The sequence below is a fragment of the Chryseomicrobium excrementi genome (assembly GCF_002798305.1).
GTDB lineage: Bacteria > Bacillota > Bacilli > Bacillales_A > Planococcaceae > Chryseomicrobium > Chryseomicrobium excrementi.
The window spans coordinates 152,586-175,458 of the sequence record NZ_PCGR01000004.1; the positions used below are offsets into that span (position 1 = coordinate 152,586).

Genomic DNA, 22,873 nt, shown 5'->3' on the forward strand with positions numbered 1-22,873 from the left:
AACTTCCTTATTCGTAATATTTTTCACGAACAAACAGTTCACTGATTTTCCATACGGTCCACTGTGCAACGGCGACGCACAGCATCATCATGACGATACTGACGAGTAGTACTTCTCCGCCAGATAACTCTGGAGCGAAAGAGGTCCAAGCCCATTCAGCAAGTTTAAAATAAATAAAAATAAAGACGACCCAGAGTACAAAGCGAATAAGAGAGAACATAGCCGTACACCTCTTCCGTAGAATATCTACTGCTATAGTTCTACATGGCCTAGGTCAATTCCTCTATTTTTGTTTGCGATTTTCTTCAACAAATGTAGTAATCTGCTCGTAATTGTCTAAATTTGTATTACACACAGCGGGATCTTCGCAGATGTAATGACTATAGGAGGTGAAAGCATCCTCTGTCTTGCCCTTCACAGTCGCAGTAAACAAGTTGACTAACGTATGCTGACGGCAAATACGACAAACGCCTTTCACTGTATCTGTCTTTGTGACCCCCTGCAATGTCTGCCACTTTCCTTCTTGTTCTAAAACAAAATATTGACGGTGCGTGCCAGAATCTTTCCATGAGAAATAGCTGATTTCCTTCCAGTCATATGCTGTCAATGGTGGAATACGTAGACGTTTCTCTTTTTTAAAGAGCCGTTTTAAATCTTCTGCCTGAGGTGCATGGAATGGAATAACATAAGCCTTTACAGCATGCAAAAAGAGGTCGGCATGAGTGCGATCCGTGATTTCGTTCACTTGATCAATAATTGACTGAGTCTCTTGTGATTCGGGAAGTGCTTTGCGAAGCTCGGTTTCAATCAAACCCTTAACAGCTGCAATGACATCTTTATCCTTCGAAGTGGTTAGAGCATTTAATAGTTTAGTTGTTTGTTTTGTAAGTAATCGGTAATTAGCAACCGTGAGAAATTCCATTGGGAAAGCCCCCTTCCTCACTCTATTGTACCTAATTTCCTAAGTGATTTCCCGATTCATGCAACCTGTACCAAAGAGAATGGGAACTTTCTTTCAAATCAATATGAATGCAGTCCTCTGGAGGTACTTCATCGCTAGCTAAATATCCTGCAGAGAGGAGTGGATTTTCTACGTGGTCATTTGGTGAGTCAATAGAATAAATCCCTAGATCTACACTGTCTATAAGCTTCCAATGTGTCAATCGATTCTGCCCGACAAGGACCATCCACCGTTCACCTGATGACTCGGTTAACTTGAGAACTTTTACTTGTTGTCTACGTGGCAAGGCAGCCGTATGTATGATTTCATAGTCGTCGAAATCTCCAAGCTCTTCCTTCCATTCCTCAAAAGATGCATCCATGGGGATACTAGATAAGACAAAATAAATGATAAATCCAGCTAGCATACAAAAGCATAGTGCGATATACCGTCTCATAGCACTCTCCTTTTCCTCCATTTTACCATTTTTATAAATAAAGAGTATCTAATTATAAGAAAATTATGTAAACTATAGAAAAGTGAGGTGTTTTCATGTTATGGCTCCCCCTATTTCTATTGATTGTTTTTGCTACGATTCAAGCTACTTTTGCTGAACTTGGGGTCGTTCGTTATGGATTTCTTGCGTTACTAGCTCACACCTTTATTTTATTGTACTTTTTCCATGATCACCCGCTTACTTGGATTTTATACATTTTAACTATTCAAATGTGGGCATTGTTCGTCGTCACCATATTCCGCCGCAACAAGTGGCGTGAAGGTCACCTGCAATAAAACATCCCCTTCTAGACTTTTGCTAGAAGGGGATTGTCAATTACTTTTCATAAATTTCGAGTAAAGCTTGCTGGAATTCTGGTCTAACTTTTACAGAATCACGTACACTCTGAACTTGTTGAATCGCATCTTCAACTGACGAGGCGCGTCCCATTTCGAGTAATACCGCTGCAGCTACCGTCCCTGTTCGACCGCTACCGCCTTGGCAATGGAAATAAACAGATTTTCCAGCGTCTACATCTGCAACGATCTGTTCTGCTACTTGCTTTACAGTATTGGCTTGTCCTTCTCCGTCTTCGATAAGAGGCAATGACACACTTTCAGGGGTCGATAACTCTCCTCGTTCATTAGCTTCTGCACGTAAGTCGTAAATTACATCGACCTGTTCATTTTTCGCCACTTCCGGTGCCGCATCTGCGCCACCTATATACACTTTCCCTGGTAATAATTCGTTATAAGTTGCCATTCTTCTCCCTCCATTTCTCTTCTTTTACTATACCCGCTCTGCTTATTCGTACGCATTAAAAAATTTTTGAAATAAAGTGAACGTTTCTTGATATGCTGTGTCTAATGAGTAAGGAGGTGGTCGATGTGGATGCCGAACTGGTTGAACGCGCCAAGATTCGAGATGAAGTTGCATTTCTTACATTGATTCAGACTGTACAAAACGATTTATACCGAACCGCATTTGCTTTTTTACAAAATGAACACGATGCTCTTGAGGCCGTTCAAGAAGTTACCGTTCGCGTTTACCAACAACTACCGAAACTTCGGCAACCTGCTTACGCGAAAACTTGGATGATACGTATCATGATCAACTACTGTCATGACCAATTTAAAAGAAAGCGTCAGATACTGCCTCTATTTAATGCAGTAGAACGAGGACAGACCAGTGCCGCAGAGTTTCCTTTTTTCGAGTTGATCCAAACATTGCCTATAGACCGACAACGTTTGCTTTATTATCGGTATTATATACAAGCATCTATTGAAGAAATTGCTGCGATTGAAACTCTTCCGATAGGGACGGTCAAATCTCGTATTCATAAAAGCTTAGAACTGCTTCGAAAAAAATCAAACAATCAAGGAGGCGATCGCGATGTCTTTGAACGACAACTGGACTTCACAAGCTCAGCACGAACTGGACAAGATTGAAATACCTCAAAATGCTTTGAATCAAGCTGTGATGCAAGGCGCTCGAAAAGCCAAACAACGACGGACAACTCTTCGAGTTGCATGGCCCACTCTCGTTGCTGCGGCTCTCATTTTCCTATTCGTCACATCCATTCGCGTCTCTCCTGCATTTGCTTCAGCAGTAAGTCAGTTACCTGGAATGGAGCGAATTGTTGAGTATGTTCAAGGAGAAGACGATCGAGGTCTTCTGAGCGCTATACAAAATGATTACTACCAAGCGCTTGGAATCTCTCAAGAAGTGAATTACAAAACCCTAACCATCGATGGTGTCATTCCAGATGAACAAGGGATGGTCGTGTTCTATACTATTGAGTCTGCAGAAGGAGTAGAGTTCCGTGGAGAGAGTCATAAAATCTTTGCGAATGAAATGAATATACCTTCTAGTTATAACTACAATAATCCAGATGCACAGAAACAAGGACGTTTTGAGGATACGGTTCATTTTCACTATGAAAATCCCGTCGATGTCACAACGCGTAATTACACTTTCGAAGTGCAATTGAAAGATGCCAAAGAAACTACGTTTTCAATCGACTTTGAGTTACCAAATCCTATGAAACCATCAAAAGTTTATACGCTAAATCAGGATGTTGAAATTGATGGTAACACTCTACACTTTAAAGAAGCCATCGTTTCACCTCGTAAGATTGGTATTACTATTTCCTATGATGCAGAGAATCCTGATACAATTTACAACATTGAAAAAATGGAACTAAGAGATCAAAAAGGGGAAGTTTGGGGCACAATTCAAAATGGAGTTACGGGCACGTTCAACGAAGATAACACTGAAATAACCTACTATTACCAAAGTAGCTATTTTGATGAGCCTGAACAGCTCAATTTGTTTATTGATCGAGTTCAAGCTTTACCTAAAGGAGAAGATTATTTATTAGTCAATTTTATTGAACGTAAGGTCTTATATGCACCTCCTTATGCAGATTTAAAAGTGACCGTGACAGGGGATAATTCATTAACACTTAATATGCAACAAGTGAACGATTCTTTCTCTCATGGAACTCTTTGGACTGCTCATACAGAAACTCAAGAGAAAGTCTTTCTTGCCAGTGAAGGGTTCTCAACTCATAATGGACGCCATCATGTAGAGGCACAGTACGAGATTGATACATTCTTGGGAGATACGAAAATCGAATTCAATGCATACCCACACTACTTAGACGGGTCTGCTGAAATCCAAATCATCCAATAATGACGAAAGCAGCTCTCCATATGGCAGGAGAGCTGCTTTTTTATTGCCAGCGCGCACATGCGGCTTCAAGATTTTCCATCCGCACCGAACCCTTTTGCATGGGTGGTGGGCACTGCTGATTGTATTTATAGATCTTGTCATTGATTTGTTTTAAGCGCAGTTCTGCATCTCGCTTTTTACCTGCTTCTATGTCGCGGTGAAGACCCTGGAGGCTATCGCGAATTTCATGTTGCAACTCTAACCAATACGGTTTGTAGCCTTGTTCTCTTGCAATGCGTTGAAAATTTTGAAAAACATCTCCTGAGAGATACTCTTCAGAAAGAGGTTTTCCGGTCCCCGGAAGATTGTCCATGCCACCGGTTTTCGAGTATTCTTTCAAGATTTCTCCAATCAGATCTGTAAACAACGGTTTTTCTTCGCTCATCTTGTCCGCCTCGCTTTCTCTTTATACTCTTCGAGAAAATTGCTCGACTTCCTTGTGAGGTTTGTGACTGTTTGGTGAATTTTTACATCTCAGAAATCCATCCATCAATATCTAGCCATTGTTTAAGTAACTCTTCAAGTTCATCATTAGGGACATTTAAAAGACTTCCCCCAGAAGGATTTCCGGAAAAATTATACCAAATGTCTATGCTATCTATAGGTTCCTCGTCAAGGTCCTCGTCATAGCGATAGGCACGTATTTGAGAACGGTACTCTGATTTAAAACAATCCGATTCTGTTAATGTCTTGTCGATATCCCCATCTATATCTCTGCAGAATTCTATGTATATTTCATTTCTCTTCAAGTCTTGCTTGTAGATTTCTTTTAGGTCCTTACTAATGGCTTCCGCAAAATCTTCTTTACGACGAATAGTTACTGCAAGTTCTGAAGTGAAAAGTTTCTTCGGAATAAAACTGTACTTTTCCATGAATATCCACCTTAAACGAAACTTTTTACATATTTTTCATGTATAGTTATCAAACAAGAAAGGTGTGGAAACGTATGTGGATATTCTTTGGCTTTATTGCATTTGCTCTAAGTCTAGCTCTTGTCACGGATAAGAAGCGCAAAAGGAGTCGCTCGCACCACAGCCCGATCAACGCTAATGGCAAACCCGGTGAAGACAGTAACTACACGATGGGTGACAACCACTACACACACGGACTTTGACGAAGAAACAACCGAGCACCGATCATAAAGATTCCCCATCCTAGTAGAGCGCTTGGCACATTTAAGATGAAATCGTCCACATCAAAGCTCCCACGTGCTGTGAGGAGCTGGATGGTTTCGAGAATGAATAAACAACTCACGAATACTAAAAGAAAAGGTACGAGCTTCCGTAAACGCTCGAATAGTAATGGCAAAAAGAAGCCAAATGGTGTGAAGGCAATCATATTTCCTCCAAGATTCCGCACAATGATATCCGTGTTCATCGTACCGTTTTGATACGCCTCTACATAAGAGCCGATCGTCTCGAACGGCACAAAATTACTCATGTATTGAAACTTCTCTTGGATCGAATAGGCCTGAGCCATCCCTCCAACCCGAGATACAACAAACATCAACGTCAAAAGAACGAACAGATACAAACTAAATCCGATCCAGCCAATCACTTTGCTATACTTCATTCTTTTCTCCAGTCTGAATAAAGAGAAGCTGCCTTTTGCAGATACTCATTTCGCATTGGTTCTGGCACCATGCCCCCACCTGTAGCCCATACGAGATGCGTCGCTATGCTGTGCTTTCCGTGCACTTCTTCAACTTGATACGCTCCAGGCATTCCCGCAAACGCAGAAGGTTCCAGGAAAATGCCTTCCGCTTCATGGAACATGTGCATCATATGGAATAACGTCTCATCGGAAACTGTCAAACAGCCACTCATGAACGGTTTCATGACCTTCCCAACAAATCCAGAGGCTCGTCCTACAGCTAAGCCGTCCGCTTCTGTCCGATTGTCTAACCCAATATCTTCAACGGCGATCTGATCATGTAAGTCCGTAATCAGTCCGAGCGTCATACAAGGCGAAGAGGTAGGTTCTGCAAAGTAACAATGTACAGCATCTCCAAACGCAAGCTTCAACCCAAATGCTACACCACCGGGACCACCGCCTACTCCACATGGTAAGTAGACGTGAAGAGGATGTTCGTCATTAACTACAATCCCCTGCTCCTGTAACTGCGCTTTCAAACGAACACCCGCGACTGCATATCCAAGGAAAAGATCAGTCGAGTTTTCATCATCGATAAAGTGACAATGCGGGTTTCCTGCCGCCTGCTCTCGTCCTCTCTCAACAGCCAGACTGTAATCTGACGCATACTCAATCACTTCAACACCTTTTTCGCGAAGCAACTCTTTCTTCCACTGCTTTGCATCCGCAGACATATGTACGGTCACATGAAACCCTAGTTTGGCACTGATGATGCCAATGCTCAGCCCGAGATTCCCAGTAGAACCTACAGCAATCGAATAGTTCGAGAAGAAGTTGCGAAATTCGTCGGAGTCCAACTTCTCATAGTTTTCGTCCAAGTGAAGCAAGCCTGAATTAAGCGCAAGAGTCTCCGCATGTTTAATCACTTCATAAATTCCACCACGAGCTTTGATCGATCCTGAAATCGGAAGATGGCTATCAAACTTCATGGCGAGTTGTCCTTGGAGTTCGACTTGGTAATACTCATTCAATGCTTGCTGCATCTTTGGTATGTATGCAATCTCAGATTCGATGAACCCATTTGATTCTCTAGTCTCCGGAAACGCTTTTACAAAATAGGGAGCAAAGCGGTGCAATCTGGCTTCTGCGTCTTCTACATCAATAGCTGTCAGCAATGCTGACGACAAAGCGACCTCTGCCGGCATTCTATCTTCGTTGATCCATAAGATTTCCTGCTTATTGGCAAGTGCTTTGATAATAGGAAACTCGTTTACTAACTGTTCGTGTGTGACCATGAGAACCACCTACCTTCTTAGGAGTTATAGAAATGGAATATCGAGAAACTTTACAAATACAAAAATCATTAAGACCATTATAGCGGTCCCTCCAACTAAATTGACGAGATTCGCTTTATAAAGGGTTCTGTTTTCTGCATATTTCCATTCCATGAATACTTTTAAGGGTTCAGTGAGCCATATCAAGATTACAGGTAGTAGAAACAAGCGGAAATCCGAATCGATATCTCCATTAGCGATTGCAAATGAAACACTGAGAAATGTTAGTAGAAAGGCTCCATATAGTCCGAAATGGAGGAACTTGTGGAGTCTTGAATAGTAGGTTGTAGGTTGTCTAAATGGCAATCCCCAATGTCTTGCAACTGCCCATTGTAATAATAAAATGGTCCCTACACATAGAGTTCCAATAAGCACCGCGTTCCAAGCCCCCATTTTTATCCCCCTCATTCTTCCTGCATCGGTCGCTCCTCGAAAGTTAAATCGTGAGCCAGAGCTGTTTTATAGATTGCACTTCGTTTTTCAAAATGCAGTTGTGGGCTGTCTTGAATAATGACTGCTTCTCCCGCTTTTGTGATGAACTGGTACTGGCCTGGTTCATCTAAACCGTATTCGTAAATGACCGCCTCGAAATCTTCCATAGCGTACTGTTGTTTGTCTAAATAGTCTCTCACTGTAATGTATTCAGGATGAATGATGACATAGCTAAGCGTTGAAAAAGTGAAAAATCCAATGGCTGCACTGACTAGTAGAGCACTTGCCAAATACGTATGCTTCGAACGTTTAAAAGCAAGCAACAGCAATGTCGCAATGATAAAGACGAATCCAACAGTTAGTAACAGATGATTTTTCGATGGTGCGAGCACCACAATTTGAGTGGGATCGTAAAAAAAGCTTTGAGTAATGGTAATTGGGACAAATAAAATAACGATTGGGGCAAACAGTCCGACGATAATGGCCCAAACTGTAAAGATGGCTCGAGGCGACTTTTCATGTAACATGCATTTCCCTCCCTGTATCTATATGAATTACTTTACGCTTAAACTCTTCAATAGTTTCATAAAATGGAATTATTTTCATACCAGGATTAATCCTATTGTGAGATACTACAAGTACTAAGGGGGAGTGTTCATGATTTTAGGAGTGCACCATGCACAGATTACAATTCCATCGAGTACTGAAGATCAAGCAAAGGCCTTTTATTGCGAAGTATTGGGGTTAAAAGAATTACCCAAACCGGAATCTCTTCAAGGAAGGGGTGGGTTCTGGTTGCAGGTCGGCTCGCAAGAAGTTCATGTAGGAGCTGAGGATGGGTTTGACCGCAACTCAACGAAAGGGCATCTTGCTTATTTGGTTACAGATATCAAGTACTGGAAAGATCGATTAGAAGCGGAATCGGTCGAAGTCCTAAGTGGTATTCCCATTCCAGGATATGACCGTTTTGAATTCCGGGATCCTTTTGGAAATCGCGTGGAGATGATTCAGAAGCTATAAAAGTAGACCTCCTTTATTTTTGAAGGAGGTCTTTTTTTCTTTGCTATCGCATTATAAACAAAGTCTGTTCTACGTATTCTTGTTTTCGCTTATCTAAGATGGGCTCTCCTCGCCAATAAATCCGGACACGCTCTCCAAATTCATAAGAAGATCCTAATTTCTCGTTCACGACGGGAAGTGCAAAAAGTTGCCCTTCTCTAGAGCGAGCCGCTTGCTTTAAAGCTTCTTCTTTCTGCTCTTCAGTTAAAGGAAAAAGTGGGTCAATTGGCAACTGAACGACCTTCACATATCCATCATCAGTTTTAACGACATAACCACTCGAAACATTTTGGCTAAATACCCACAATACAGTTGATACTAAGGCAATAAGAACTCCGAACACTATAAATTGTAGTCTCATAGGTTCACCCATCTCCACTTAAATTAAGAAGAGTATATCATGACTTTCGTATTATGTGAACAGAATTTTCTTACAATTAAATCCTCCTATTAGACAAAATAAAAAGGCGCAACTAAGCGCCCAAGCTGGTATCTATAGTGCGGAGATTTCCATTCCCAACACGAAAACTCCTAGGATGACAATAAACATATAAAACAGAAATGCGCCCTTTCGCTTAGCATTCTGTGCCATGTAAGCATTGACCGCAAATAGCGCCATGATAAGTAGAGTCGATAGGATTCCGATATAAGGATTTTCTGTGAGGAAGTTTGCGATGATGCTAAGGAGAGCTAGCAAACCAATAGCTATGGATAGTTTTTGCACGTTAGGCCACCTCTTTAGTATATATATGTTTTTTACGCGCGAACTAAAGAAAAGTTTCAAACCCTTTGAAGCAGTTCACATGACACTATCTCGAATTCGAGCTATACTAAAACTGAATTTTCAGACAAGGGAGGAAACGAAATGCAGAAAGCAACAGATACGCTACTGGTGAATACGTTTATCGATGGCGTCCTTGATCCGGCTAAAGAAATGCTCGGTCCCGTGCGAGACGGCGGTCATATTTTGGCCAATACCGCTCCAGGCTGTTGGGGCCCTATGATCACGCCTTGCATCCGTGGTGGACATGAAGTAACAAAACCAGTCTATGTAGAAGGCGCAGAGCCTGGTGATGCTATCGTCGTAAAAATCCATTCCATTCGGGTCACATCTCTAGCCACTTCTTCCGGAAACGATGCTCCAGTTGAAGGCCGTTTCTTAGGTGATCCTTTCGTAGCTGTAAAGTGCCCGGGCTGCGGAACGATGTATCCGGATACCGTGATTAAAGGGATCGGCCAAGAGGCTATTCGCTGTGCAAATTGTGATGCGGACGTCACACCTTTCGTATTTACGAATGGCTATACCGTTGGCTTCAGTCCAAACGGAGATGTGGGCGTGACTGTTTCGAAAGAAGCTGCTGAGACGATTGCTCAAGACGGAAGACATTACATGCAAACACCGGATGCTTCTGTTCAAAATCCCATTGTGACGTTTGCTCCGCATGATTTAGTAGGTGTTGTAGCTCGAATGCGTCCGTTTCTGGGCCAGTTGGGGACAACTCCTTCTAAACCGATGCCAGACTCCCACAACGCAGGTGACTTTGGTTCCTTCTTGGTTGGAGCGCCGCATGATTACCGCGTGACAGAAGATGAATTAAAAGAACACCGGACGGATGGCCATATGGATATCAGTCGGGTTCGTGCAGGTGCGACTCTGATTTGTCCAGTCAAAGTCCCAGGTGGCGGTATTTATCTAGGAGACATGCATGCGATGCAAGGAGACGGGGAAATCGCAGGGCATACAGCTGATGTTTCGGGTATCGTCCATCTTCAAGTCCATGTCATCAAAAATGCGAACCTTGACGGTCCGATTTTGTTACCGAACGAAGAAGACCTTCCTTATACTGCGAAACCATTCTCTGCAGCAGAGCGTAAGAGCGCTGAAGCTATTGCGAAACAATGGAACATTGAGAAGCTTGAAGAATCTTTACCAATTTCCGTCGTGGGAACAGGATCAAATTTGAACTTAGCTACTGATAATGGATTGAACCGCGCTGCTGAACTTTTTGAAGTGACAGTACCTGAAATCATGAATCGTACTACGATCACGGGATCTATTGAAATCGGCCGCCATCCTGGTGTGGTGACTATTACGTTCTTGGCCCCTGTTGAGTATCTGAAAAAAGCGGGGCTTTATGATGTTGTGACCGCTCATTATCGTGTATAGAAGAGAGAAAAGCGTCGGGCTTTGTGCCTGACGCTTTAGTTTTGTTCATATCATTTATTATAAAATATTATTGTCATGTTCACTTGACACCAATTCAAGATTAAAGGATAATGAAGTCAAGTATACTTGACCTCTAGAGAAATGGGGAGCTGCATTGAAGAACTCAATTAAACTGTTGAGAGAAGAGAAAAGAATCACTCAAAAACAGCTTGCTTCCCAAGTAAATGTATCTAGGCAGGCGATCAATGCCATTGAAAACGAAAAATTCGAACCCTCTATCTGGTTAGCTTATGATTTGGCAAAGTATTTCGGATTGTCTATTGAAGACCTATTTCATTTCGAGGAGAGTGACCGCAAGTGACATTTATTACTAATAAAGTGACAAATGCAGTATTTATTGCTCTTTTAAGTTTGGTTTACGGGGGCCTGTTCCTCTTAATTTCAGGTCATATGGAATTCTTGAGTACTTTGCCACCAAAAGCATCCGTAAATTATGGATTTTGGAATACTTGGTTAACATTTATATACGATGGTGGACTGACGATTATTGGGTATACCATTTTAGGTATCACTGTCGCAATTGGTGGCCTTTCCTTCTTTGGTTCTTATAAGAAGTTAGATGAATACCAAAGTTCTTTACTTCTAAAAGTCATCATGGTCTCTGGTTTGATCACCCTTGTAAGTTTTCCTCTACTAGTAATCAATGTACTAAGTGAGCCTCTATTTGCTATCCCATTCACGTTATTTTTTGTAGTTGTCATCTGGCTATTTTTCCAAATTACTTATTTACTCTTTTTGATCAAACTCCGATAAATTCTATAAATGAAAACACGTAGCTTTCAGGAGGGAATTCCGAAAACTACGTGTTTTTTACTTTAATCAATATCATTTAATAAATTTACTCATAATGACGTCATCAACATATGTACCGTCCGCAAATTTGTATTCTTTGAGCTTTCGTCCTTCTTCGACAAATCCTAACTTTTCATAAAGAGCTATAGCTCGAGTATTGGTGGCAAAAGTGAAAAGCGATAATTTCTCAATTTCCGGATGATGCTGAGCCCAATCTTCTAAATACTGAACAAGGCCAGTGCCCAGTCCCTTACCTCGGCTCTCATCTCGAAGCATGACTCCAAATTTACCTGTGTGCCTTGTTTTGAAACGGCCCTCTGTCTGAAATACCAACCAGCCAGCCACTTCGCCATCTTCTTCAGCCACTATTAAGAGTTCATCTGGATTGCTTTGTTTTTGCTGGATCCATTGACGTTGCCCTTCAACGGTTTGCTTAAATTCATCAAACGTTGAGACGAAATAGATGTCTTCTTGTAAAACTTCTTTTTGAATGTGCAGCATGGCTTCTGCATCTCGAATTTCGGCTAAACGAATCATACGATTTTCAATCCCCCCCTTTTTAAACTTATTTCCTTTCTTCAATTTCTCCTGTTTCTATATCAACTATATATGAAACAATTGGGTATTCTGTCCACACTAGATAAGCCGGACGTTCCATCGTTTCAGGCTCCCATAGAAGTTGTGTGTCGCTATCTAAAACGTGAACTCCGACTCGTTGTTCAACCAAATCTTCTGCTTCGCTATACGTATATTCAGGTTGAAGAACTGGTAATAGTACAATCATCAATAATGCAAGAGTGATGACGATACCGTAATGCCCCCATATAAAGCGTGAATCTTTTTTCCACCATGACCATACCAGTGCACCAAGTAACACAAACAACAGTATGTAAGGATATAAGTAATAGCTACTTAACAAACCTACACGCTTGAAAGGAATTGAAGCATGATAAAAATACTCACTCAAGAAGAAAAGTAAAATCGCCGTGACACTATAAACTAGAATCGCTATAATTGAAGGTCTCATTTATATACCGCCGATTCAGTTTTTTTGTGGAATTGAGTATTGGCAAGCATCCATTCCACTCCGAAAAATAGCAGACTATAGGACACTCCCGAAACCAGTGCAAGTGCCCACACATCAAGTGGTGCTTGTGTCACGATGCAAAATATCGCACTCGTGACGAGGCCAGCTACACCGTGACCCACCGCTGCTGCAAGAGGTTTATAAGCTTGTTTTTGGATAAAGCAAGAGATTGGAATACCTCCCAAGAAGACAAATGGTGCAGCGTACATGGAAATCACGAGTCCGATTGTGAAATAATCAGATTGCCAAGTAGTAAATACAAGCGGCATCAGAAAGAATCCGAGAATGACAGTCAATACAGCGGCTTCGAGTTTTCTGTTCAACATGAATTCATCCTCCTTATCCGAAAAACAGATCGAGGACGTTCGACCCTCGCGCTGCTTGTTTGTTGTAAAACTCCGAGTAGCCACAGTTCTTGCAGTAGACGACTAAAAATTGATTGTGTTGAATATCAAACATTTTCGACAGTCCCGTTCCTGTAGTCGCAATCTCTTTCTGTGCAGCATTTGTGCTCCCACATTTCATACATCCCTGTTGTTTCATTGAAATCCATCCTCTCCACAGTTGTTTTCTTTTTATACGATAAACTCGAAGAGAAGTTTCAATAATTCCCATTTTATCCAGTCATACTAACTTTTGAGTCGTACGCTATAGCAACGCATCTCCTTTGGAGAACCTTGCATTTCAAGAACCCCGGTCATAATAAGTCGTAACAAACGTGATTCAATAAATGAATCTCCCAATTGATATCCTTTACGACCGTATACTTCCCCTACAATACGCGCTGCTTTAATAAAACTACCATCCATACTTTGTTCTTTTACCACTTCAACTATGAAGGAATCGAGAGCAGTCTCATCAAATTCTTGAATCACACCATTCTCAAATAAGCGGACGTAGCTTTGCGTCTGAGAAAATCGATCCCAATTCTTCTCGATATCTCTTCGTTCCGTTGTAGTTAGCTCTTTAAACAATCCCGATGATTTGATTTCTTTGAGTTGATCAATCGACATTTCACCCGTATATATCGAGAGGGTATGGGTATCAGCCGTATCAAATAACCTTCTATAGACACACGTTGAATCTATAACGAAGATTGGGTTTTCTTTTCCGGCTAGTAACTTCACAATTAACTGTTTCGCTATCTGCTCTCCAGCGTGTTCTCCTGCCCAGATATAAATCGGAAAAGTACTTGGTATAGTTTCTAATGCAAGCAGAACGTTTTCCCATTGAAGAGAAAATCTCAGGTAGTCTTCCGTATCGAGGATACCTCCTAGCCATTCTTCTCTTCTTTTCAAACCTTCAAGACTTGGAATGTCTGAAAGGGGCCCGATAGCCAAATTGTCTCCTAGGGCAATCACTTTTCCCTCTGGAAAAGCAATGGTCAATCCTCCCCCAGCACTTAGGCCGAATACTAGATGAATCTCTGTAACTTTTTCCTGTTGTTTTTTTGTAAAACTACTCAATACTTCTTCTAATGCGTCCCTTAGTTGAATCGGTTCCCCTAAACTTGTTAGATAGAGATACTGGAGAGCTTCCCGACTTTGCTCTTCAGACAATTGTCTGATTATATGCAGTACTTCTCGCATGAGCTCCTCCTTAACACCGCACGTATCTCCGTTTAAATCCAAGCTTTCCACGACTCATCCACTTTTCAATAGAAGCAATAGCATCTAGAACAGCCGGTTTTTTACCAGGTCGCTCCATCTCGATTTGGCCGATTTCTCTTGCGGTCTCAATGGCTTTCTCATGAAGAGGCAAGAACGAAATGGCAACAGTGTACACAAAGTTGTTCATCGAAGACTGCGCTCGTGGGGGAGCCGAATGAATCGTCATCTTCACAAGATCGAGCAGTCGATGGATCTTCGCTACTTCGAATTCTTCGTCTTTGCGGTTACCGAGGAGCCAGCAATAGGTGCTCCACCCTGCCGAGCGCTTTAGCTCTTCACCACTTTCAATCCAGCGGTCTGCCACTTGCTGTGCGATAGGAGCTTCGGATAATGTGACGGCCACCACATAATCCGATAGCATATAGAAATAAGCAGCCTCGATCCATCGATCAAAGTCTTCTTCAGTCATCGCTTCTGGGTCGGCAATAACTCCAGCAAAGTACATCGCATCGTAGTTACTCGTCGCGTATAGCTCTTCTGCTAGAGGTTGATTGCGTTTGATGGCTTTGGCCATCGGCTTCATCGCACCTGTAGCCACTCCGAAAAGTGGTTCTTGTGCTCCATTTCCTAAGTAAAGCTTTTTCGTTCGTTCCGTACCGAGCGTCTCGAGTTCTTTCATGACTTGTTGAAATTCCATTTGCTGAACCTCCTCTAAACTCTTTTCTTCAAGCATACCGAAAGCTCCCAAAAATGTCTTAGAAATTTCAAGTTTTTTTGATTTACAATCGATGTAATTATGGTATTCTTTTCTCATTGCGCTTTCCGAGCGAAACACTTGTACAAGGGGGTTTTCATCATGAAACTTCGGGTTTCTGCTGTTCAATATCATCTTCATACCATCCAAAACTTTCAACAGTTCGCTGATCAAGTGACGCACTACGTCAAAACAGCGGCTGAATTCAATACAGAGTTCATCTTATTCCCTGAGTTCGTGACGACCCAATTGTTGTCGATTTCAGAAACAGGCCAGGGGCAACCAATTCAAAACCTGGCACTTTATACAGACGCATACCGCGAGCTGTTCTCTAACTTAGCGGTCGAGCATGGAGTCTACATCATCGGTGGAACACACGTGACACAAAAAGGCGACAAGCTCTATAATGTGGCGCACCTCTTCTCACCAGACGGCCATATCGGCGAGCAAGCGAAACTTCATCTAACACCAACGGAAGTCGAAGAATGGGGAATCACTCCTGGCGAGTCCCTCCGCATCTTTGAAACGCCAAAAGGCAAGATTGCGATGATCACTTGTTATGATATTGAATTCCCTGAGGTCGTTCGCATGGCTCGTGGCATGGGAGCGGACGTTGTCTTTTCGCCTTCATGTACAGACGACCGCCACGGCTTCAACCGAGTTCGCTACACAAGTCATGCTCGTACTATCGAAAATCAAATCTATGTTGTAACTACAGGAACAGTCGGTTCTCTACCAACCGTAGATTTCATGCGTGGCAACTTTGGTGAGGCTGCAGTTATCACACCAAACGACGTTCCCTTCCCTCAAGACGGCATTCTAGTCAAAGGCGAAATCAACAATGACATGGTCATCACAGCGGACCTGGACCTCTCTCTACTATATGAAGTCCGTGAACACGGTTCTGTGACAACATGGAGAGACCGTCGCTTCGACTTGTACCCAGATCTCGGAAAAGTCGAAACAGAAACATTGCCAACACCAGAATGGTTAAAAGCCGATCGCAACGTACGCGTTTAATTTGGAGACTAGGAGTGAAGTAGAATGAACTATGTACAAATCACTGGCATTAACGATCCGTTATTCCCTAAGATGCATAAATTAATGCAAGACGTCTTCCCTGCAGAAGAGGTTCTAGAATTTTCTCTGTGGGAAGGTCCACTACAAGACCCAACCATTCGGATGTTCGTCGCTGTTGAAGGAGATGAAGTAGTCGGTGCTACAGAATACCGCTTCTATCCAGACCGCAAACTTTCGATGACCGATTTCACGTTGATTGGTAAGGAAGGTATGGGGGTTGGCCCATTCTTAGCTCAAAAGCGTAACGAAGATTTACAACAACTTTCAAAAGAGCATGGAATTCAGTTACAAGGTGTATTCGCTGAAATCTATGACCCGTACCGTGCAGCTCGCCATGACTTCGGTGGCCTGCAAGCCATGAATCCATTCGTGCGCCGTGAAGTTCTAGCTCACCTCGGCTTCAAACGTCTCGATTTCTCTTATGTCCATCCTTCTTGGACAAACGAAGGCGACGCCGTAAGCGACCTTGATTTCTGTTTCTTACCACTTGTTGAAACGGACACACTTTCTGGCGAAGCGATTGCAGACTTTTTAACGATGTATTATGGAATTCTAAGCGCGAAGCCACAAGCTTGGCATGAGATGATTGCTGAATTACAAGCTACAGATAAAGTGAAATTACTCGCACTTTAAAAACAAGCCTGAGACCCTACTAATGATTTAGGGTTTCAGGCTTTTTATATGTAGAAGATTCTTTAAGAAAGCAGGAAGTTTACAAGAAACGTGAACCCATACAAAATTGCCGAGACGATGAGTAGTCCAGCAAAAAAGTAACCTATAAGTTGAAATACATCGGCAATACTGTCGATGAGATCTTTTAAGAATCTAAGTACTATCAAGATAGAGCACCTCGTTTCTCTTTATACTTCTTGTTTTGTCGCATACACAAATTGATTAAATCGTTCTTCCTCTTCAGAGAATGGAAAATGATTGCTGTTCTCGAATAACCAAAACTCAGCATTCGGAATTTTATCAGCGATTTCGGCACCAAATACGACCGGACATTGAGAATCATATTGTCCTGAATAGACAAAAGCAGGAACCATTATGGACGCCAATTGCTCAGTTAAATCAAATTTAGGGTATTCAATCTTTCGAAAATAATCTAAGCGAGGTCCACACGTCTTGCCACTGTTCGGCTTCGATAAAGAGAGTTTTAAGTTCTCTTCAGAGTGATACGACATCAAAGCCCACTCATAACTTAATTTTTGCCGTTCTTCGACGGACGTCTTGGTAGTACTTAACGCATCCATGATGTATACGATTCGCTCGTAATTTGGGTTCTTCGGACTATAAATGCAGTCTGGATGGTCTCCATAGAGCTTTGAAGCAGCCGCTCCACCCACAATAATTTTGGTTAGGGTCTCTGGAAATTCAAGAGCGTAGACCATAGCCAACATACCACCGGTAGAATGTCCCGCGAATCCCCACCTCTCGAAGCTAAGTGCCTGCCGAATGGCATCCAAATCTTTCACGGTTTCATTCATACTATATTCATCATCTTTTATCGCGTTCACAGAATTTCCAGCGCCTCTTAAATTGATCAGGTAGACCTTATAATGTTTTGCAAGTGCTTGAGCAAAAAGAGACCCCTTCTCATTAAATTCGCTGTAGTGATGCGTCACAGCAAGTGGTTCGCCTTCTCCATAAGTGAACAGTTCAAATATGCCACGTGTCGTTTGAATTCGTTTCATTTCCCACAAAATGCACACCCCACGCTAATAACTTGTATTTCCTTCAATCATACCTTTATGACCTCATATCCACAACAGCCACTTCCTTATTTTCCAAATTATGAAACAAAGAAAACCTATCTTCCATTGAGTACTTGCTCAGGAAGATAGGTTTTTTATTAGGCCTGTGGGTTGCGAATTGGAATTAGGCGCTGTTCGATTTGAGAGCGGTACTGCTCGTACTGAGAAGGAAGCATCAATTGCTCTCCCATCGTCGCTTGAGATTCGTCATGAGCAAAGCCTGGTGGATCTGTAGCAATCTCAAATAAGATCTCACCCGCTTCTCTGAAGTAAATCGCATCAAAGTATTGACGGTCTTTGATTTCTGTCACTTGCTCGCCTTTGTCATAGACGTAGCGCTGCCAGTCTTGATGATCCTCTGCATCTTTTGCCCGCCAAGCGATATGATGGACTGTACCGACACCCATCGTGCCCACTTTACCCGTCACCATTTTCAAATCGACTGTATTGCCGATAGCCGCCTCCGAACGGAAGCGAATGTAGTCGCCTTCTTCTGCTACTTTTTCAAGTCCCATGACCTCTGTCAGCGTTCTCTCTGTAGCGATTGGGTTCGTCGAGTAGAGTGTAGCCCCAGCAAATCCTTTTATGGCGACTTCCGGAGTTACAGAACCAAAGGTCCAGTCGTTTTGCTCCCCTTCTTCTCGCTCGACCAATTCGATGTGAAGTCCGTGCGGATCGTCAAACTGTAGGACGGTTTCGTTAAAGCGAGTCGCTTTTTTGAATGGAATCGCCTGTGTTGCCAAGCGATTTACCCAGAACGGCATGCTGCCTACCGGAATCGCATAGCTTGTCACGCCGACCTGACCGTCTCCAATTTGCCCCTGATACGCGCCTATCCACGGAAAGAACGTGATGATGGATCCAGGTCGTCCTCCATCATTTCCAAAATAGAGATGATACGTTCCGGGATCGTCGAAGTTCACGGTCTGCTTGACTAACCGAAGCCCTAAGACGCCTGCATAGAAATCGACATTTTCTTGTGGATGTCCGACGATTGCTGTGATGTGGTGAATGCCCGCTGTTTGTTTTTTCATACTATTCTTCCTCTCCCGTTCTGTTAAGTTTAGTATAGTTGTAATTTATCTCGAATTCAAGATAAATGCTTTTGTTGTACTCTTGTTGGCACGATTCACTCTTCTCGTGGTACGAGTCCATACTTTCGTGGCACGATTCGTCCATCATTAGCGGAATCAGGTTGAGGGTCGATGTGACTTGAAAAGGTCGGCGCGATTCCCCCAAAACTTGTCGCGAATCGCCCGCTACCTATGCTACTCTGAGAAAAAAGATATGAAATGAGATGAGATTATGGCCACACAAGCTCCACGATTCGCTGGAACTCTTTTAGAAACGACTCTTGCAGCTATTCCCTTACACGAAGACCCTGAAATTCTCCACGTCGAACTCTCAGACGAGAACTTGATTGAAGAAAAGTATCCGAGACTTCGAATCCAGAACTGTCTGTTCAAAAACTGTAGCTTCACAGACAGTGAATTCATCCAAGCCGATTGGACGGACTGCCGCTTTGAGAACTGCGATTTCTCCAATGTGACACTGACTAAAGGATCCTTCAATCGCGTGGAGTTCGTCAACTGCCGAATGACCGGTATCGACTTTAGTGAATCAAGACTTTATGATGTGCGCTTCGATACAGGTGCGATGCCTTATGCTTTGTTCAGCAATACAACTCTCAAGAATTCTGTATTAGAGAGTATCAAACTGGACTTCGCTCATTTTTATAAAGCGACTTTTGAAGACCTGACTATTGTGAATTGCTCAATGGAAGATGTGACATTCGAGGAGACTACGCTTAAGGGCATCGATTTAAGCAGTAATTCTTTTGAAGTCATGAAAGTGGAACTTGAAGATTTGCGAGGGGCAACGGTTTCGACCCACCAAGCGCTGCTGTTTGCAAGCCTGATGGGTCTACGGATAAAAGATTAAGTTTGAGCTGGTGTGCGAACCTCTTCGCCCGTCCAGACAACTACTCCTGAGCGTTTCTGCTTGGCTGCCCGAATCATCGTGGCGGCCAATTCGCGTGTTGACAAAGGCCGTTGCGACTTGAAGAGGCCCACTTTGTTCATGACTTGAATGACACGGAGCCCGACCTTCTCACCTGTGCGGTCGCTATCCCGGCGATCTAAGATAGGAGGCTGTAAGATGGTGATGGACTCAAACGGCAATTTCTTCACGGCTTCTTCAAGCTGACCTTTCATCCGAGAGTAAAACACTCGGGACTTCGGGTCTGCTCCAGTAGACGAGACAAGGACATAGTTTGTGACACCATTCGCGCTTGCTGCATCGGCGAATTGATATTGGTAGTCATAGTCGACTTTCCATTGTTCGTCTTGTGTGCCAGCTGCTTTAATTGTCGTGCCCAGACATGAAAACAGGACATCTCCTTCAACTAGGCGGTGCCAGTGTTGCGGACGGTCAAAGTCAATCGTGTGCGTATGCAGCTTCTCATGTTGCAGAGGGAAGCTTCTCCGCACGAAAAGCGTGACTTTCTCGAACTGCTCGTCATTCAGTAATTGTTCTACAAGATCTTTTCCAGTTGCGCCCGTTGCGCCAATGACCAGTGCATGCATGCCGGTATCCCCCATTCATCTACTTTTCCATTAGTATACGTCATCCTGCACCCGATGACATTTTTGAAACGTCTCCCCCTTATAGAAAGGATGATTTCATGACACAAGCTTATATTTTCGATATGGACGGCACACTCTTCAAGACTCATCTGATTTTAGAGCCAGCTCTTGAAGCAACATTCACCGAGTTACGGAAGCAACAACTCTGGAGCGGCGCAACACCGCTTCAAGTTTACCGAGAGATTATGGGAGTCCCCCTCCCAGTAGTATGGCAAACCCTCTGCCCTCACCTTTCGACCGAGCAGCAGAAACAAGCAAATCGCTTTTTCCAACTGGCACTCATCGACGAAATCGAATCTGGACGAGGTTCCCTTTATGAAGACGTCGAAACGACGCTAACCAGGCTAGCTCAGGATTACCCTCTCCACATTGCGAGCAATGGGAACCTTCCGTATTTAGAAGCTATTGTGAAGACGTTCCAGCTGCAATACACGTTTACTTCTGTACATAGTATTGATGCGATTGCTTCTGGAAACAAATCCGAACTGGTTCAGTCGATTCTCGATGATTTTGGATACACGAACGCTATCGTAATTGGTGACCGACTCTCAGATTTCAAAGCAGCAAAAGATAACAACTTGTCTTCTGTAGGTGTCGATTTCGACTTTGCTCAAATCGAAGAACTGAAGCAAGCGGACCGAGTAATTAAGAAATTCTCAGAACTTTTAATTGGTTAGGACCAAAATCATCTTGACGCAAACGTCTCTAATGGATATGGTTAACTAAAGATTCCATTTACAGACAGTTGCAAGTAGCAACTGGGGAGGTTGCTATGCGCATCATTATTTCTGCATTACTTTTATCATTTGTTGCACACGTCCTCTATTTTTTAGGGATGATGGGCATCAGTCTATGGGAAATGTTCAGTTACATTCCGGCAGCAGTCGACAACTTCAGTACGTTCCGGTTCCTCTCCACCCAGTTCGGCTTTGCAGGAGTCGTTCATATTTCCATCTGGTTTTTGTTAGCCACGTACTTTGGACTAGCCGCATTAATTGCTCTTTTACTCTATCTTTATAGTCGTTATATAGAAAGAACCGCTGACTCCAATTAAGAGCAGCGGTTCTCTTTATGCTTTTTTCAGTTTGATGTGAAGAACGATCAACACAATAGACATCAACGTGAATGCAGTGAGTGCGAGAAACGGAATCGTCACAAACCCGAACCAGTTGATGTATTGGATGTTACAGGGAACGCCTTGAACACATGGTTTGATATCTGCAAAACCTGGTACTTTTTGAACTAAATAATGATACAGCGAAATCGTTCCCCCGATTAGCGTCAATGGCAACACATAGAGACGCATCCGCACATCGTTCGTGAACGCTGCGATACCTAGTAGGATCGTTAATGGATACATGAAGATTCGCTGAATCCAACACAGTTCACACGGGACGAACTCTCTAATTTCGCTAAAGTACAAACTTCCAAGTGTAGCGGTCAATGAGATGACCCACGCGATATAAAGTGCATACATTTCAAACCAAGAAGAACGAGTCTTTTCCATGTTAGTTCTGTCCTTCCTCAATCAGCTTTACAATTTGCTCGTAATCGAACGGGTCTTCTAAGAACACGCCGTTTACATAAACCGTTGGTGTAAATGGAATATTGAATTCCTCTACTAGTTCGTTGTCACGAGTGACTTCTTGGACGATAGCTGAGTTTTCATCCGCCATATCCGCTTTCATTTTCTCAATGTCAACGCCAGGTGCTGTCTCCGCTACGATTTCCGCCATTTTGTCGATAGTGACCCAAGGCTTGTCGTGCTCTTGCGTAGCAGGCTGTGCAGCATAGACTGCTTTACTGAATTCCCAAAAGTTTTCTGGATCTTGTTCGTAAACAGATTCTGATGCTAGAGCTGCTATGACGGATTCTTCGCCGTGGAACAATACGTTCACATAGCTCAAGTTGGCTTTTCCTGTGTCGATAAACTCTTCAGCAAGCTGTGGATACACAGTCTCTGTCCACTGTTTACAAGAAGGACATTTGTAGTCGCCAAACTCAACGATTTCGACAGGTGCGTCTGCATCACCAAGCATCGGTTGGCCTTCAGTTGGCGGATAGACACGCTCTGAATCAGCTGGTACTACCGCACTCTCTGTTTCTGTGTCGCGGTTCATGAATAATACAACGCCTATGATGACAGCAAACACTGCCAGCGTGGCTAAAATAATCTTTTGATTCGTTTTCATCCTGGTGCCTCCTTACAGGTGGTGCTCTCATTCTATCATAGGGTTACGAGGTATACAGTTACAAAAGTGTGACGGTTGACGTGGTGTAGGTTGGGAAATTTAAAACCCTTGCGGTTCGATTTAGCGACTCTCTAGGTACTATTAG

At 43.0% G+C, this 22,873-nt stretch carries 36 protein-coding genes; 13 read left to right on the forward strand and 23 right to left on the reverse strand.

From position 1 onward, the window contains the following. Nucleotides 1-7 precede the first annotated feature (7 nt). From CQS04_RS11800 to CQS04_RS11810, 3 genes are all read right to left on the reverse strand, one after another. Nucleotides 8-220 carry a hypothetical protein gene (locus CQS04_RS11800; protein ID WP_100354320.1) on the reverse strand — a complete coding sequence of 71 codons (213 nt, stop codon included), beginning with the start codon at nucleotides 218-220 and terminating at the stop codon, nucleotides 8-10. Between the two features lie 63 nt (nucleotides 221-283). Then, nucleotides 284-922, reverse strand: coding sequence for a FusB/FusC family EF-G-binding protein (locus CQS04_RS11805; protein WP_100354321.1), 639 nt, complete (start codon nucleotides 920-922; stop codon nucleotides 284-286). Between the two features lie 31 nt (nucleotides 923-953). Then, nucleotides 954-1,397: a hypothetical protein gene (locus tag CQS04_RS11810; RefSeq protein WP_100354322.1), complete on the reverse strand. Its 444-nt coding sequence runs from the start codon at nucleotides 1,395-1,397 to the stop codon at nucleotides 954-956. Between the two features lie 95 nt (nucleotides 1,398-1,492). On the opposite strand from CQS04_RS11810, the gene CQS04_RS11815 reads away from it, so the two are divergent. Continuing rightward, nucleotides 1,493-1,732 carry a hypothetical protein gene (locus CQS04_RS11815; protein WP_100354323.1) on the forward strand — a complete coding sequence of 80 codons (240 nt, stop codon included), beginning with the start codon at nucleotides 1,493-1,495 and terminating at the stop codon, nucleotides 1,730-1,732. Between the two features lie 40 nt (nucleotides 1,733-1,772). Here CQS04_RS11815 and CQS04_RS11820 read toward each other — a convergent pair whose 3' ends face one another. Then, complete coding sequence (locus CQS04_RS11820; protein ID WP_100354324.1) at nucleotides 1,773-2,198, reverse strand: protein-tyrosine phosphatase family protein; 426 nt, start codon at nucleotides 2,196-2,198, stop codon at nucleotides 1,773-1,775. 104 nt (nucleotides 2,199-2,302) lie between these two features. Between CQS04_RS11820 and CQS04_RS11825 the strand changes: the two genes are divergently transcribed. Beyond that, on the forward strand, nucleotides 2,303-2,884 hold the full coding sequence (locus CQS04_RS11825; protein ID WP_165775530.1) for a sigma-70 family RNA polymerase sigma factor: 582 nt from the start codon (nucleotides 2,303-2,305) through the stop codon (nucleotides 2,882-2,884). Beyond that, on the forward strand, nucleotides 2,829-4,130 hold the full coding sequence (locus CQS04_RS11830) for a DUF4179 domain-containing protein (RefSeq protein ID WP_100354326.1): 1,302 nt from the start codon (nucleotides 2,829-2,831) through the stop codon (nucleotides 4,128-4,130). The genes CQS04_RS11825 and CQS04_RS11830 overlap by 56 nt, the downstream gene beginning before the upstream one ends. 40 nt (nucleotides 4,131-4,170) lie before the next feature. Here the strand turns inward: CQS04_RS11830 and CQS04_RS11835 are convergent, their stop codons facing one another. After that, the gene (locus tag CQS04_RS11835; protein WP_100354327.1) at nucleotides 4,171-4,554 is read right to left on the reverse strand and encodes a DnaJ family domain-containing protein; all 384 of its coding nucleotides are present in this window, start codon (nucleotides 4,552-4,554) and stop codon (nucleotides 4,171-4,173) included. An 82-nt stretch (nucleotides 4,555-4,636) separates the two neighbouring features. Next, the gene (locus tag CQS04_RS11840; protein WP_100354328.1) at nucleotides 4,637-5,041 is read right to left on the reverse strand and encodes a hypothetical protein; all 405 of its coding nucleotides are present in this window, start codon (nucleotides 5,039-5,041) and stop codon (nucleotides 4,637-4,639) included. 74 nt (nucleotides 5,042-5,115) lie between these two features. Between CQS04_RS11840 and CQS04_RS13840 the strand changes: the two genes are divergently transcribed. After that, nucleotides 5,116-5,283, forward strand: coding sequence for a hypothetical protein (locus CQS04_RS13840; protein ID WP_165775531.1), 168 nt, complete (start codon nucleotides 5,116-5,118; stop codon nucleotides 5,281-5,283). On the opposite strand, the gene CQS04_RS11845 is transcribed toward CQS04_RS13840, so the two are convergent. Genes CQS04_RS11845 through CQS04_RS11860 form a run of 4 tightly spaced genes read right to left on the reverse strand, consistent with a single transcriptional unit; the run spans nucleotide 5,265 to nucleotide 8,055 of the window. Next, nucleotides 5,265-5,741 carry a VanZ family protein gene (locus tag CQS04_RS11845; RefSeq protein ID WP_100354329.1) on the reverse strand — a complete coding sequence of 159 codons (477 nt, stop codon included), beginning with the start codon at nucleotides 5,739-5,741 and terminating at the stop codon, nucleotides 5,265-5,267. The two genes, CQS04_RS13840 and CQS04_RS11845, sit on opposite strands and share 19 nt — an antisense overlap. Beyond that, nucleotides 5,738-7,057, reverse strand: coding sequence for a D-serine ammonia-lyase (locus CQS04_RS11850; protein ID WP_100354330.1), 1,320 nt, complete (start codon nucleotides 7,055-7,057; stop codon nucleotides 5,738-5,740). The genes CQS04_RS11845 and CQS04_RS11850 overlap by 4 nt, the downstream gene beginning before the upstream one ends. A gap of 24 nt (nucleotides 7,058-7,081) precedes the next feature. Continuing rightward, nucleotides 7,082-7,489 (reverse strand): DUF4181 domain-containing protein, encoded by a 408-nt coding sequence (locus CQS04_RS11855; RefSeq protein WP_165775532.1) that lies wholly within the window; start codon nucleotides 7,487-7,489, stop codon nucleotides 7,082-7,084. Nucleotides 7,490-7,500: 11 nt separating this feature from the next. Then, nucleotides 7,501-8,055, reverse strand: coding sequence for a hypothetical protein (locus CQS04_RS11860; protein ID WP_100354332.1), 555 nt, complete (start codon nucleotides 8,053-8,055; stop codon nucleotides 7,501-7,503). Between the two features lie 130 nt (nucleotides 8,056-8,185). Here CQS04_RS11860 and CQS04_RS11865 point away from each other — a divergent pair, with 130 nt between their 5' ends. Next, on the forward strand, nucleotides 8,186-8,548 hold the full coding sequence (locus CQS04_RS11865; RefSeq protein ID WP_100354333.1) for a VOC family protein: 363 nt from the start codon (nucleotides 8,186-8,188) through the stop codon (nucleotides 8,546-8,548). Nucleotides 8,549-8,591: 43 nt separating this feature from the next. Here the strand turns inward: CQS04_RS11865 and CQS04_RS11870 are convergent, their stop codons facing one another. Further along, a complete protein-coding gene (locus CQS04_RS11870) occupies nucleotides 8,592-8,948 on the reverse strand; it encodes a hypothetical protein (protein WP_100354334.1) in 357 nt (118 codons plus the stop codon). 132 nt (nucleotides 8,949-9,080) lie between these two features. Then, nucleotides 9,081-9,311: a hypothetical protein gene (locus CQS04_RS11875; RefSeq protein ID WP_100354335.1), complete on the reverse strand. Its 231-nt coding sequence runs from the start codon at nucleotides 9,309-9,311 to the stop codon at nucleotides 9,081-9,083. A gap of 141 nt (nucleotides 9,312-9,452) precedes the next feature. Here CQS04_RS11875 and CQS04_RS11880 point away from each other — a divergent pair, with 141 nt between their 5' ends. The 3 genes from CQS04_RS11880 to CQS04_RS11890 all read left to right on the forward strand — a co-directional run bounded on the left by CQS04_RS11880 (nucleotide 9,453) and on the right by CQS04_RS11890 (nucleotide 11,567). Next, entirely contained in the window at nucleotides 9,453-10,754 is a 1,302-nt protein-coding gene (locus tag CQS04_RS11880) for an acetamidase/formamidase family protein (protein ID WP_100354336.1), read from the forward strand. Between the two features lie 154 nt (nucleotides 10,755-10,908). Further along, nucleotides 10,909-11,115, forward strand: coding sequence for a helix-turn-helix transcriptional regulator (locus CQS04_RS11885; RefSeq protein WP_100354337.1), 207 nt, complete (start codon nucleotides 10,909-10,911; stop codon nucleotides 11,113-11,115). Then, nucleotides 11,112-11,567 (forward strand): hypothetical protein, encoded by a 456-nt coding sequence (locus CQS04_RS11890; protein ID WP_100354338.1) that lies wholly within the window; start codon nucleotides 11,112-11,114, stop codon nucleotides 11,565-11,567. The genes CQS04_RS11885 and CQS04_RS11890 overlap by 4 nt, the downstream gene beginning before the upstream one ends. Before the next feature lie 72 nt (nucleotides 11,568-11,639). Here CQS04_RS11890 and CQS04_RS11895 read toward each other — a convergent pair whose 3' ends face one another. The 6 genes from CQS04_RS11895 to CQS04_RS11920 all read right to left on the reverse strand — a co-directional run bounded on the left by CQS04_RS11895 (nucleotide 11,640) and on the right by CQS04_RS11920 (nucleotide 15,000). After that, nucleotides 11,640-12,143: a GNAT family N-acetyltransferase gene (locus tag CQS04_RS11895; RefSeq protein WP_100354448.1), complete on the reverse strand. Its 504-nt coding sequence runs from the start codon at nucleotides 12,141-12,143 to the stop codon at nucleotides 11,640-11,642. 28 nt (nucleotides 12,144-12,171) lie between these two features. Then, nucleotides 12,172-12,633, reverse strand: a complete 462-nt coding sequence (locus CQS04_RS11900; protein WP_100354339.1) for a hypothetical protein — start codon at nucleotides 12,631-12,633, stop codon at nucleotides 12,172-12,174. Further along, nucleotides 12,630-13,019, reverse strand: a complete 390-nt coding sequence (locus CQS04_RS11905; protein WP_100354340.1) for a hypothetical protein — start codon at nucleotides 13,017-13,019, stop codon at nucleotides 12,630-12,632. The genes CQS04_RS11900 and CQS04_RS11905 overlap by 4 nt, the downstream gene beginning before the upstream one ends. Before the next feature lie 13 nt (nucleotides 13,020-13,032). Continuing rightward, complete coding sequence (locus tag CQS04_RS11910) at nucleotides 13,033-13,236, reverse strand: zinc ribbon domain-containing protein (RefSeq protein ID WP_100354341.1); 204 nt, start codon at nucleotides 13,234-13,236, stop codon at nucleotides 13,033-13,035. 86 nt (nucleotides 13,237-13,322) lie between these two features. After that, nucleotides 13,323-14,282: a DUF1835 domain-containing protein gene (locus CQS04_RS11915; RefSeq protein WP_100354342.1), complete on the reverse strand. Its 960-nt coding sequence runs from the start codon at nucleotides 14,280-14,282 to the stop codon at nucleotides 13,323-13,325. A 10-nt stretch (nucleotides 14,283-14,292) separates the two neighbouring features. Further along, nucleotides 14,293-15,000 carry a DNA alkylation repair protein gene (locus tag CQS04_RS11920; RefSeq protein ID WP_100354343.1) on the reverse strand — a complete coding sequence of 236 codons (708 nt, stop codon included), beginning with the start codon at nucleotides 14,998-15,000 and terminating at the stop codon, nucleotides 14,293-14,295. Nucleotides 15,001-15,159: 159 nt separating this feature from the next. On the opposite strand from CQS04_RS11920, the gene CQS04_RS11925 reads away from it, so the two are divergent. Further along, the gene (locus CQS04_RS11925; RefSeq protein WP_100354344.1) at nucleotides 15,160-16,077 is read left to right on the forward strand and encodes a carbon-nitrogen hydrolase family protein; all 918 of its coding nucleotides are present in this window, start codon (nucleotides 15,160-15,162) and stop codon (nucleotides 16,075-16,077) included. Nucleotides 16,078-16,101: 24 nt separating this feature from the next. Then, entirely contained in the window at nucleotides 16,102-16,770 is a 669-nt protein-coding gene (locus CQS04_RS11930; RefSeq protein ID WP_100354345.1) for a GNAT family acetyltransferase, read from the forward strand. A gap of 227 nt (nucleotides 16,771-16,997) precedes the next feature. Here the strand turns inward: CQS04_RS11930 and CQS04_RS11935 are convergent, their stop codons facing one another. Together CQS04_RS11935 and CQS04_RS11940 are read right to left on the reverse strand one after the other, a co-directional pair. Continuing rightward, complete coding sequence (locus CQS04_RS11935) at nucleotides 16,998-17,840, reverse strand: alpha/beta fold hydrolase (protein ID WP_425430247.1); 843 nt, start codon at nucleotides 17,838-17,840, stop codon at nucleotides 16,998-17,000. A 149-nt stretch (nucleotides 17,841-17,989) separates the two neighbouring features. Then, the gene (locus tag CQS04_RS11940) at nucleotides 17,990-18,925 is read right to left on the reverse strand and encodes a ring-cleaving dioxygenase (RefSeq protein WP_100354346.1); all 936 of its coding nucleotides are present in this window, start codon (nucleotides 18,923-18,925) and stop codon (nucleotides 17,990-17,992) included. A 271-nt stretch (nucleotides 18,926-19,196) separates the two neighbouring features. Here CQS04_RS11940 and CQS04_RS11945 point away from each other — a divergent pair, with 271 nt between their 5' ends. Beyond that, nucleotides 19,197-19,832: a pentapeptide repeat-containing protein gene (locus tag CQS04_RS11945; RefSeq protein WP_100354347.1), complete on the forward strand. Its 636-nt coding sequence runs from the start codon at nucleotides 19,197-19,199 to the stop codon at nucleotides 19,830-19,832. Here CQS04_RS11945 and CQS04_RS11950 read toward each other — a convergent pair. Further along, on the reverse strand, nucleotides 19,829-20,491 hold the full coding sequence (locus CQS04_RS11950; protein ID WP_245858814.1) for an NAD(P)H-binding protein: 663 nt from the start codon (nucleotides 20,489-20,491) through the stop codon (nucleotides 19,829-19,831). The genes CQS04_RS11945 and CQS04_RS11950 overlap by 4 nt on opposite strands. Before the next feature lie 83 nt (nucleotides 20,492-20,574). Between CQS04_RS11950 and CQS04_RS11955 the strand changes: the two genes are divergently transcribed. Together CQS04_RS11955 and CQS04_RS11960 are read left to right on the forward strand one after the other, a co-directional pair. Then, the gene (locus CQS04_RS11955; RefSeq protein WP_100354349.1) at nucleotides 20,575-21,213 is read left to right on the forward strand and encodes an HAD hydrolase-like protein; all 639 of its coding nucleotides are present in this window, start codon (nucleotides 20,575-20,577) and stop codon (nucleotides 21,211-21,213) included. Nucleotides 21,214-21,308: 95 nt separating this feature from the next. Then, on the forward strand, nucleotides 21,309-21,590 hold the full coding sequence (locus CQS04_RS11960) for a hypothetical protein (RefSeq protein WP_100354350.1): 282 nt from the start codon (nucleotides 21,309-21,311) through the stop codon (nucleotides 21,588-21,590). A 15-nt stretch (nucleotides 21,591-21,605) separates the two neighbouring features. Here CQS04_RS11960 and CQS04_RS11965 read toward each other — a convergent pair whose 3' ends face one another. Together CQS04_RS11965 and CQS04_RS11970 are read right to left on the reverse strand one after the other, a co-directional pair. After that, nucleotides 21,606-22,043: a disulfide oxidoreductase gene (locus tag CQS04_RS11965; protein ID WP_100354351.1), complete on the reverse strand. Its 438-nt coding sequence runs from the start codon at nucleotides 22,041-22,043 to the stop codon at nucleotides 21,606-21,608. A 1-nt stretch (nucleotide 22,044) separates the two neighbouring features. Continuing rightward, on the reverse strand, nucleotides 22,045-22,728 hold the full coding sequence (locus CQS04_RS11970) for a DsbA family protein (RefSeq protein WP_100354352.1): 684 nt from the start codon (nucleotides 22,726-22,728) through the stop codon (nucleotides 22,045-22,047). Between the last annotated feature and the right edge of the window lie 145 nt (nucleotides 22,729-22,873).

What these genes read in the sequence shown, in the direction of transcription:
- CQS04_RS11835 (WP_100354327.1), bottom strand. Translation starts at nt 4,554, where the DNA reads ATGAGCGAAGAAAAACCGTTGTTTACAGATCTGATTGGAGAAATCTTG.
- CQS04_RS11805 (WP_100354321.1), bottom strand. Translation starts at nt 922, where the DNA reads ATGGAATTTCTCACGGTTGCTAATTACCGATTACTTACAAAACAAACA.
- CQS04_RS11895 (WP_100354448.1), bottom strand. Translation starts at nt 12,143, where the DNA reads ATGATTCGTTTAGCCGAAATTCGAGATGCAGAAGCCATGCTGCACATT.
- CQS04_RS11970 (WP_100354352.1), bottom strand. Translation starts at nt 22,728, where the DNA reads ATGAAAACGAATCAAAAGATTATTTTAGCCACGCTGGCAGTGTTTGCT.
- CQS04_RS11965 (WP_100354351.1), bottom strand. Translation starts at nt 22,043, where the DNA reads ATGGAAAAGACTCGTTCTTCTTGGTTTGAAATGTATGCACTTTATATC.
- CQS04_RS11850 (WP_100354330.1), bottom strand. Translation starts at nt 7,057, where the DNA reads ATGGTCACACACGAACAGTTAGTAAACGAGTTTCCTATTATCAAAGCA.
- CQS04_RS11830 (WP_100354326.1), top strand. Translation starts at nt 2,829, where the DNA reads ATGTCTTTGAACGACAACTGGACTTCACAAGCTCAGCACGAACTGGAC.
- CQS04_RS11845 (WP_100354329.1), bottom strand. Translation starts at nt 5,741, where the DNA reads ATGAAGTATAGCAAAGTGATTGGCTGGATCGGATTTAGTTTGTATCTG.
- CQS04_RS11925 (WP_100354344.1), top strand. Translation starts at nt 15,160, where the DNA reads ATGAAACTTCGGGTTTCTGCTGTTCAATATCATCTTCATACCATCCAA.
- CQS04_RS11810 (WP_100354322.1), bottom strand. Translation starts at nt 1,397, where the DNA reads ATGAGACGGTATATCGCACTATGCTTTTGTATGCTAGCTGGATTTATC.
- CQS04_RS11940 (WP_100354346.1), bottom strand. Translation starts at nt 18,925, where the DNA reads ATGAAAAAACAAACAGCGGGCATTCACCACATCACAGCAATCGTCGGA.
- CQS04_RS11900 (WP_100354339.1), bottom strand. Translation starts at nt 12,633, where the DNA reads ATGAGACCTTCAATTATAGCGATTCTAGTTTATAGTGTCACGGCGATT.
- CQS04_RS11950 (WP_245858814.1), bottom strand. Translation starts at nt 20,491, where the DNA reads ATGGGGGATACCGGCATGCATGCACTGGTCATTGGCGCAACGGGCGCA.
- CQS04_RS11840 (WP_100354328.1), bottom strand. Translation starts at nt 5,041, where the DNA reads ATGGAAAAGTACAGTTTTATTCCGAAGAAACTTTTCACTTCAGAACTT.
- CQS04_RS11880 (WP_100354336.1), top strand. Translation starts at nt 9,453, where the DNA reads ATGCAGAAAGCAACAGATACGCTACTGGTGAATACGTTTATCGATGGC.
- CQS04_RS11855 (WP_165775532.1), bottom strand. Translation starts at nt 7,489, where the DNA reads ATGGGGGCTTGGAACGCGGTGCTTATTGGAACTCTATGTGTAGGGACC.
- CQS04_RS11955 (WP_100354349.1), top strand. Translation starts at nt 20,575, where the DNA reads ATGACACAAGCTTATATTTTCGATATGGACGGCACACTCTTCAAGACT.
- CQS04_RS11860 (WP_100354332.1), bottom strand. Translation starts at nt 8,055, where the DNA reads ATGTTACATGAAAAGTCGCCTCGAGCCATCTTTACAGTTTGGGCCATT.
- CQS04_RS11920 (WP_100354343.1), bottom strand. Translation starts at nt 15,000, where the DNA reads ATGGAATTTCAACAAGTCATGAAAGAACTCGAGACGCTCGGTACGGAA.
- CQS04_RS13840 (WP_165775531.1), top strand. Translation starts at nt 5,116, where the DNA reads ATGTGGATATTCTTTGGCTTTATTGCATTTGCTCTAAGTCTAGCTCTT.
- CQS04_RS11905 (WP_100354340.1), bottom strand. Translation starts at nt 13,019, where the DNA reads ATGTTGAACAGAAAACTCGAAGCCGCTGTATTGACTGTCATTCTCGGA.
- CQS04_RS11800 (WP_100354320.1), bottom strand. Translation starts at nt 220, where the DNA reads ATGTTCTCTCTTATTCGCTTTGTACTCTGGGTCGTCTTTATTTTTATT.
- CQS04_RS11820 (WP_100354324.1), bottom strand. Translation starts at nt 2,198, where the DNA reads ATGGCAACTTATAACGAATTATTACCAGGGAAAGTGTATATAGGTGGC.
- CQS04_RS11915 (WP_100354342.1), bottom strand. Translation starts at nt 14,282, where the DNA reads ATGCGAGAAGTACTGCATATAATCAGACAATTGTCTGAAGAGCAAAGT.
- CQS04_RS11910 (WP_100354341.1), bottom strand. Translation starts at nt 13,236, where the DNA reads ATGAAACAACAGGGATGTATGAAATGTGGGAGCACAAATGCTGCACAG.
- CQS04_RS11825 (WP_165775530.1), top strand. Translation starts at nt 2,303, where the DNA reads ATGAGTAAGGAGGTGGTCGATGTGGATGCCGAACTGGTTGAACGCGCC.
- CQS04_RS11870 (WP_100354334.1), bottom strand. Translation starts at nt 8,948, where the DNA reads ATGAGACTACAATTTATAGTGTTCGGAGTTCTTATTGCCTTAGTATCA.
- CQS04_RS11960 (WP_100354350.1), top strand. Translation starts at nt 21,309, where the DNA reads ATGCGCATCATTATTTCTGCATTACTTTTATCATTTGTTGCACACGTC.
- CQS04_RS11865 (WP_100354333.1), top strand. Translation starts at nt 8,186, where the DNA reads ATGATTTTAGGAGTGCACCATGCACAGATTACAATTCCATCGAGTACT.
- CQS04_RS11815 (WP_100354323.1), top strand. Translation starts at nt 1,493, where the DNA reads ATGTTATGGCTCCCCCTATTTCTATTGATTGTTTTTGCTACGATTCAA.
- CQS04_RS11945 (WP_100354347.1), top strand. Translation starts at nt 19,197, where the DNA reads ATGGCCACACAAGCTCCACGATTCGCTGGAACTCTTTTAGAAACGACT.
- CQS04_RS11930 (WP_100354345.1), top strand. Translation starts at nt 16,102, where the DNA reads ATGAACTATGTACAAATCACTGGCATTAACGATCCGTTATTCCCTAAG.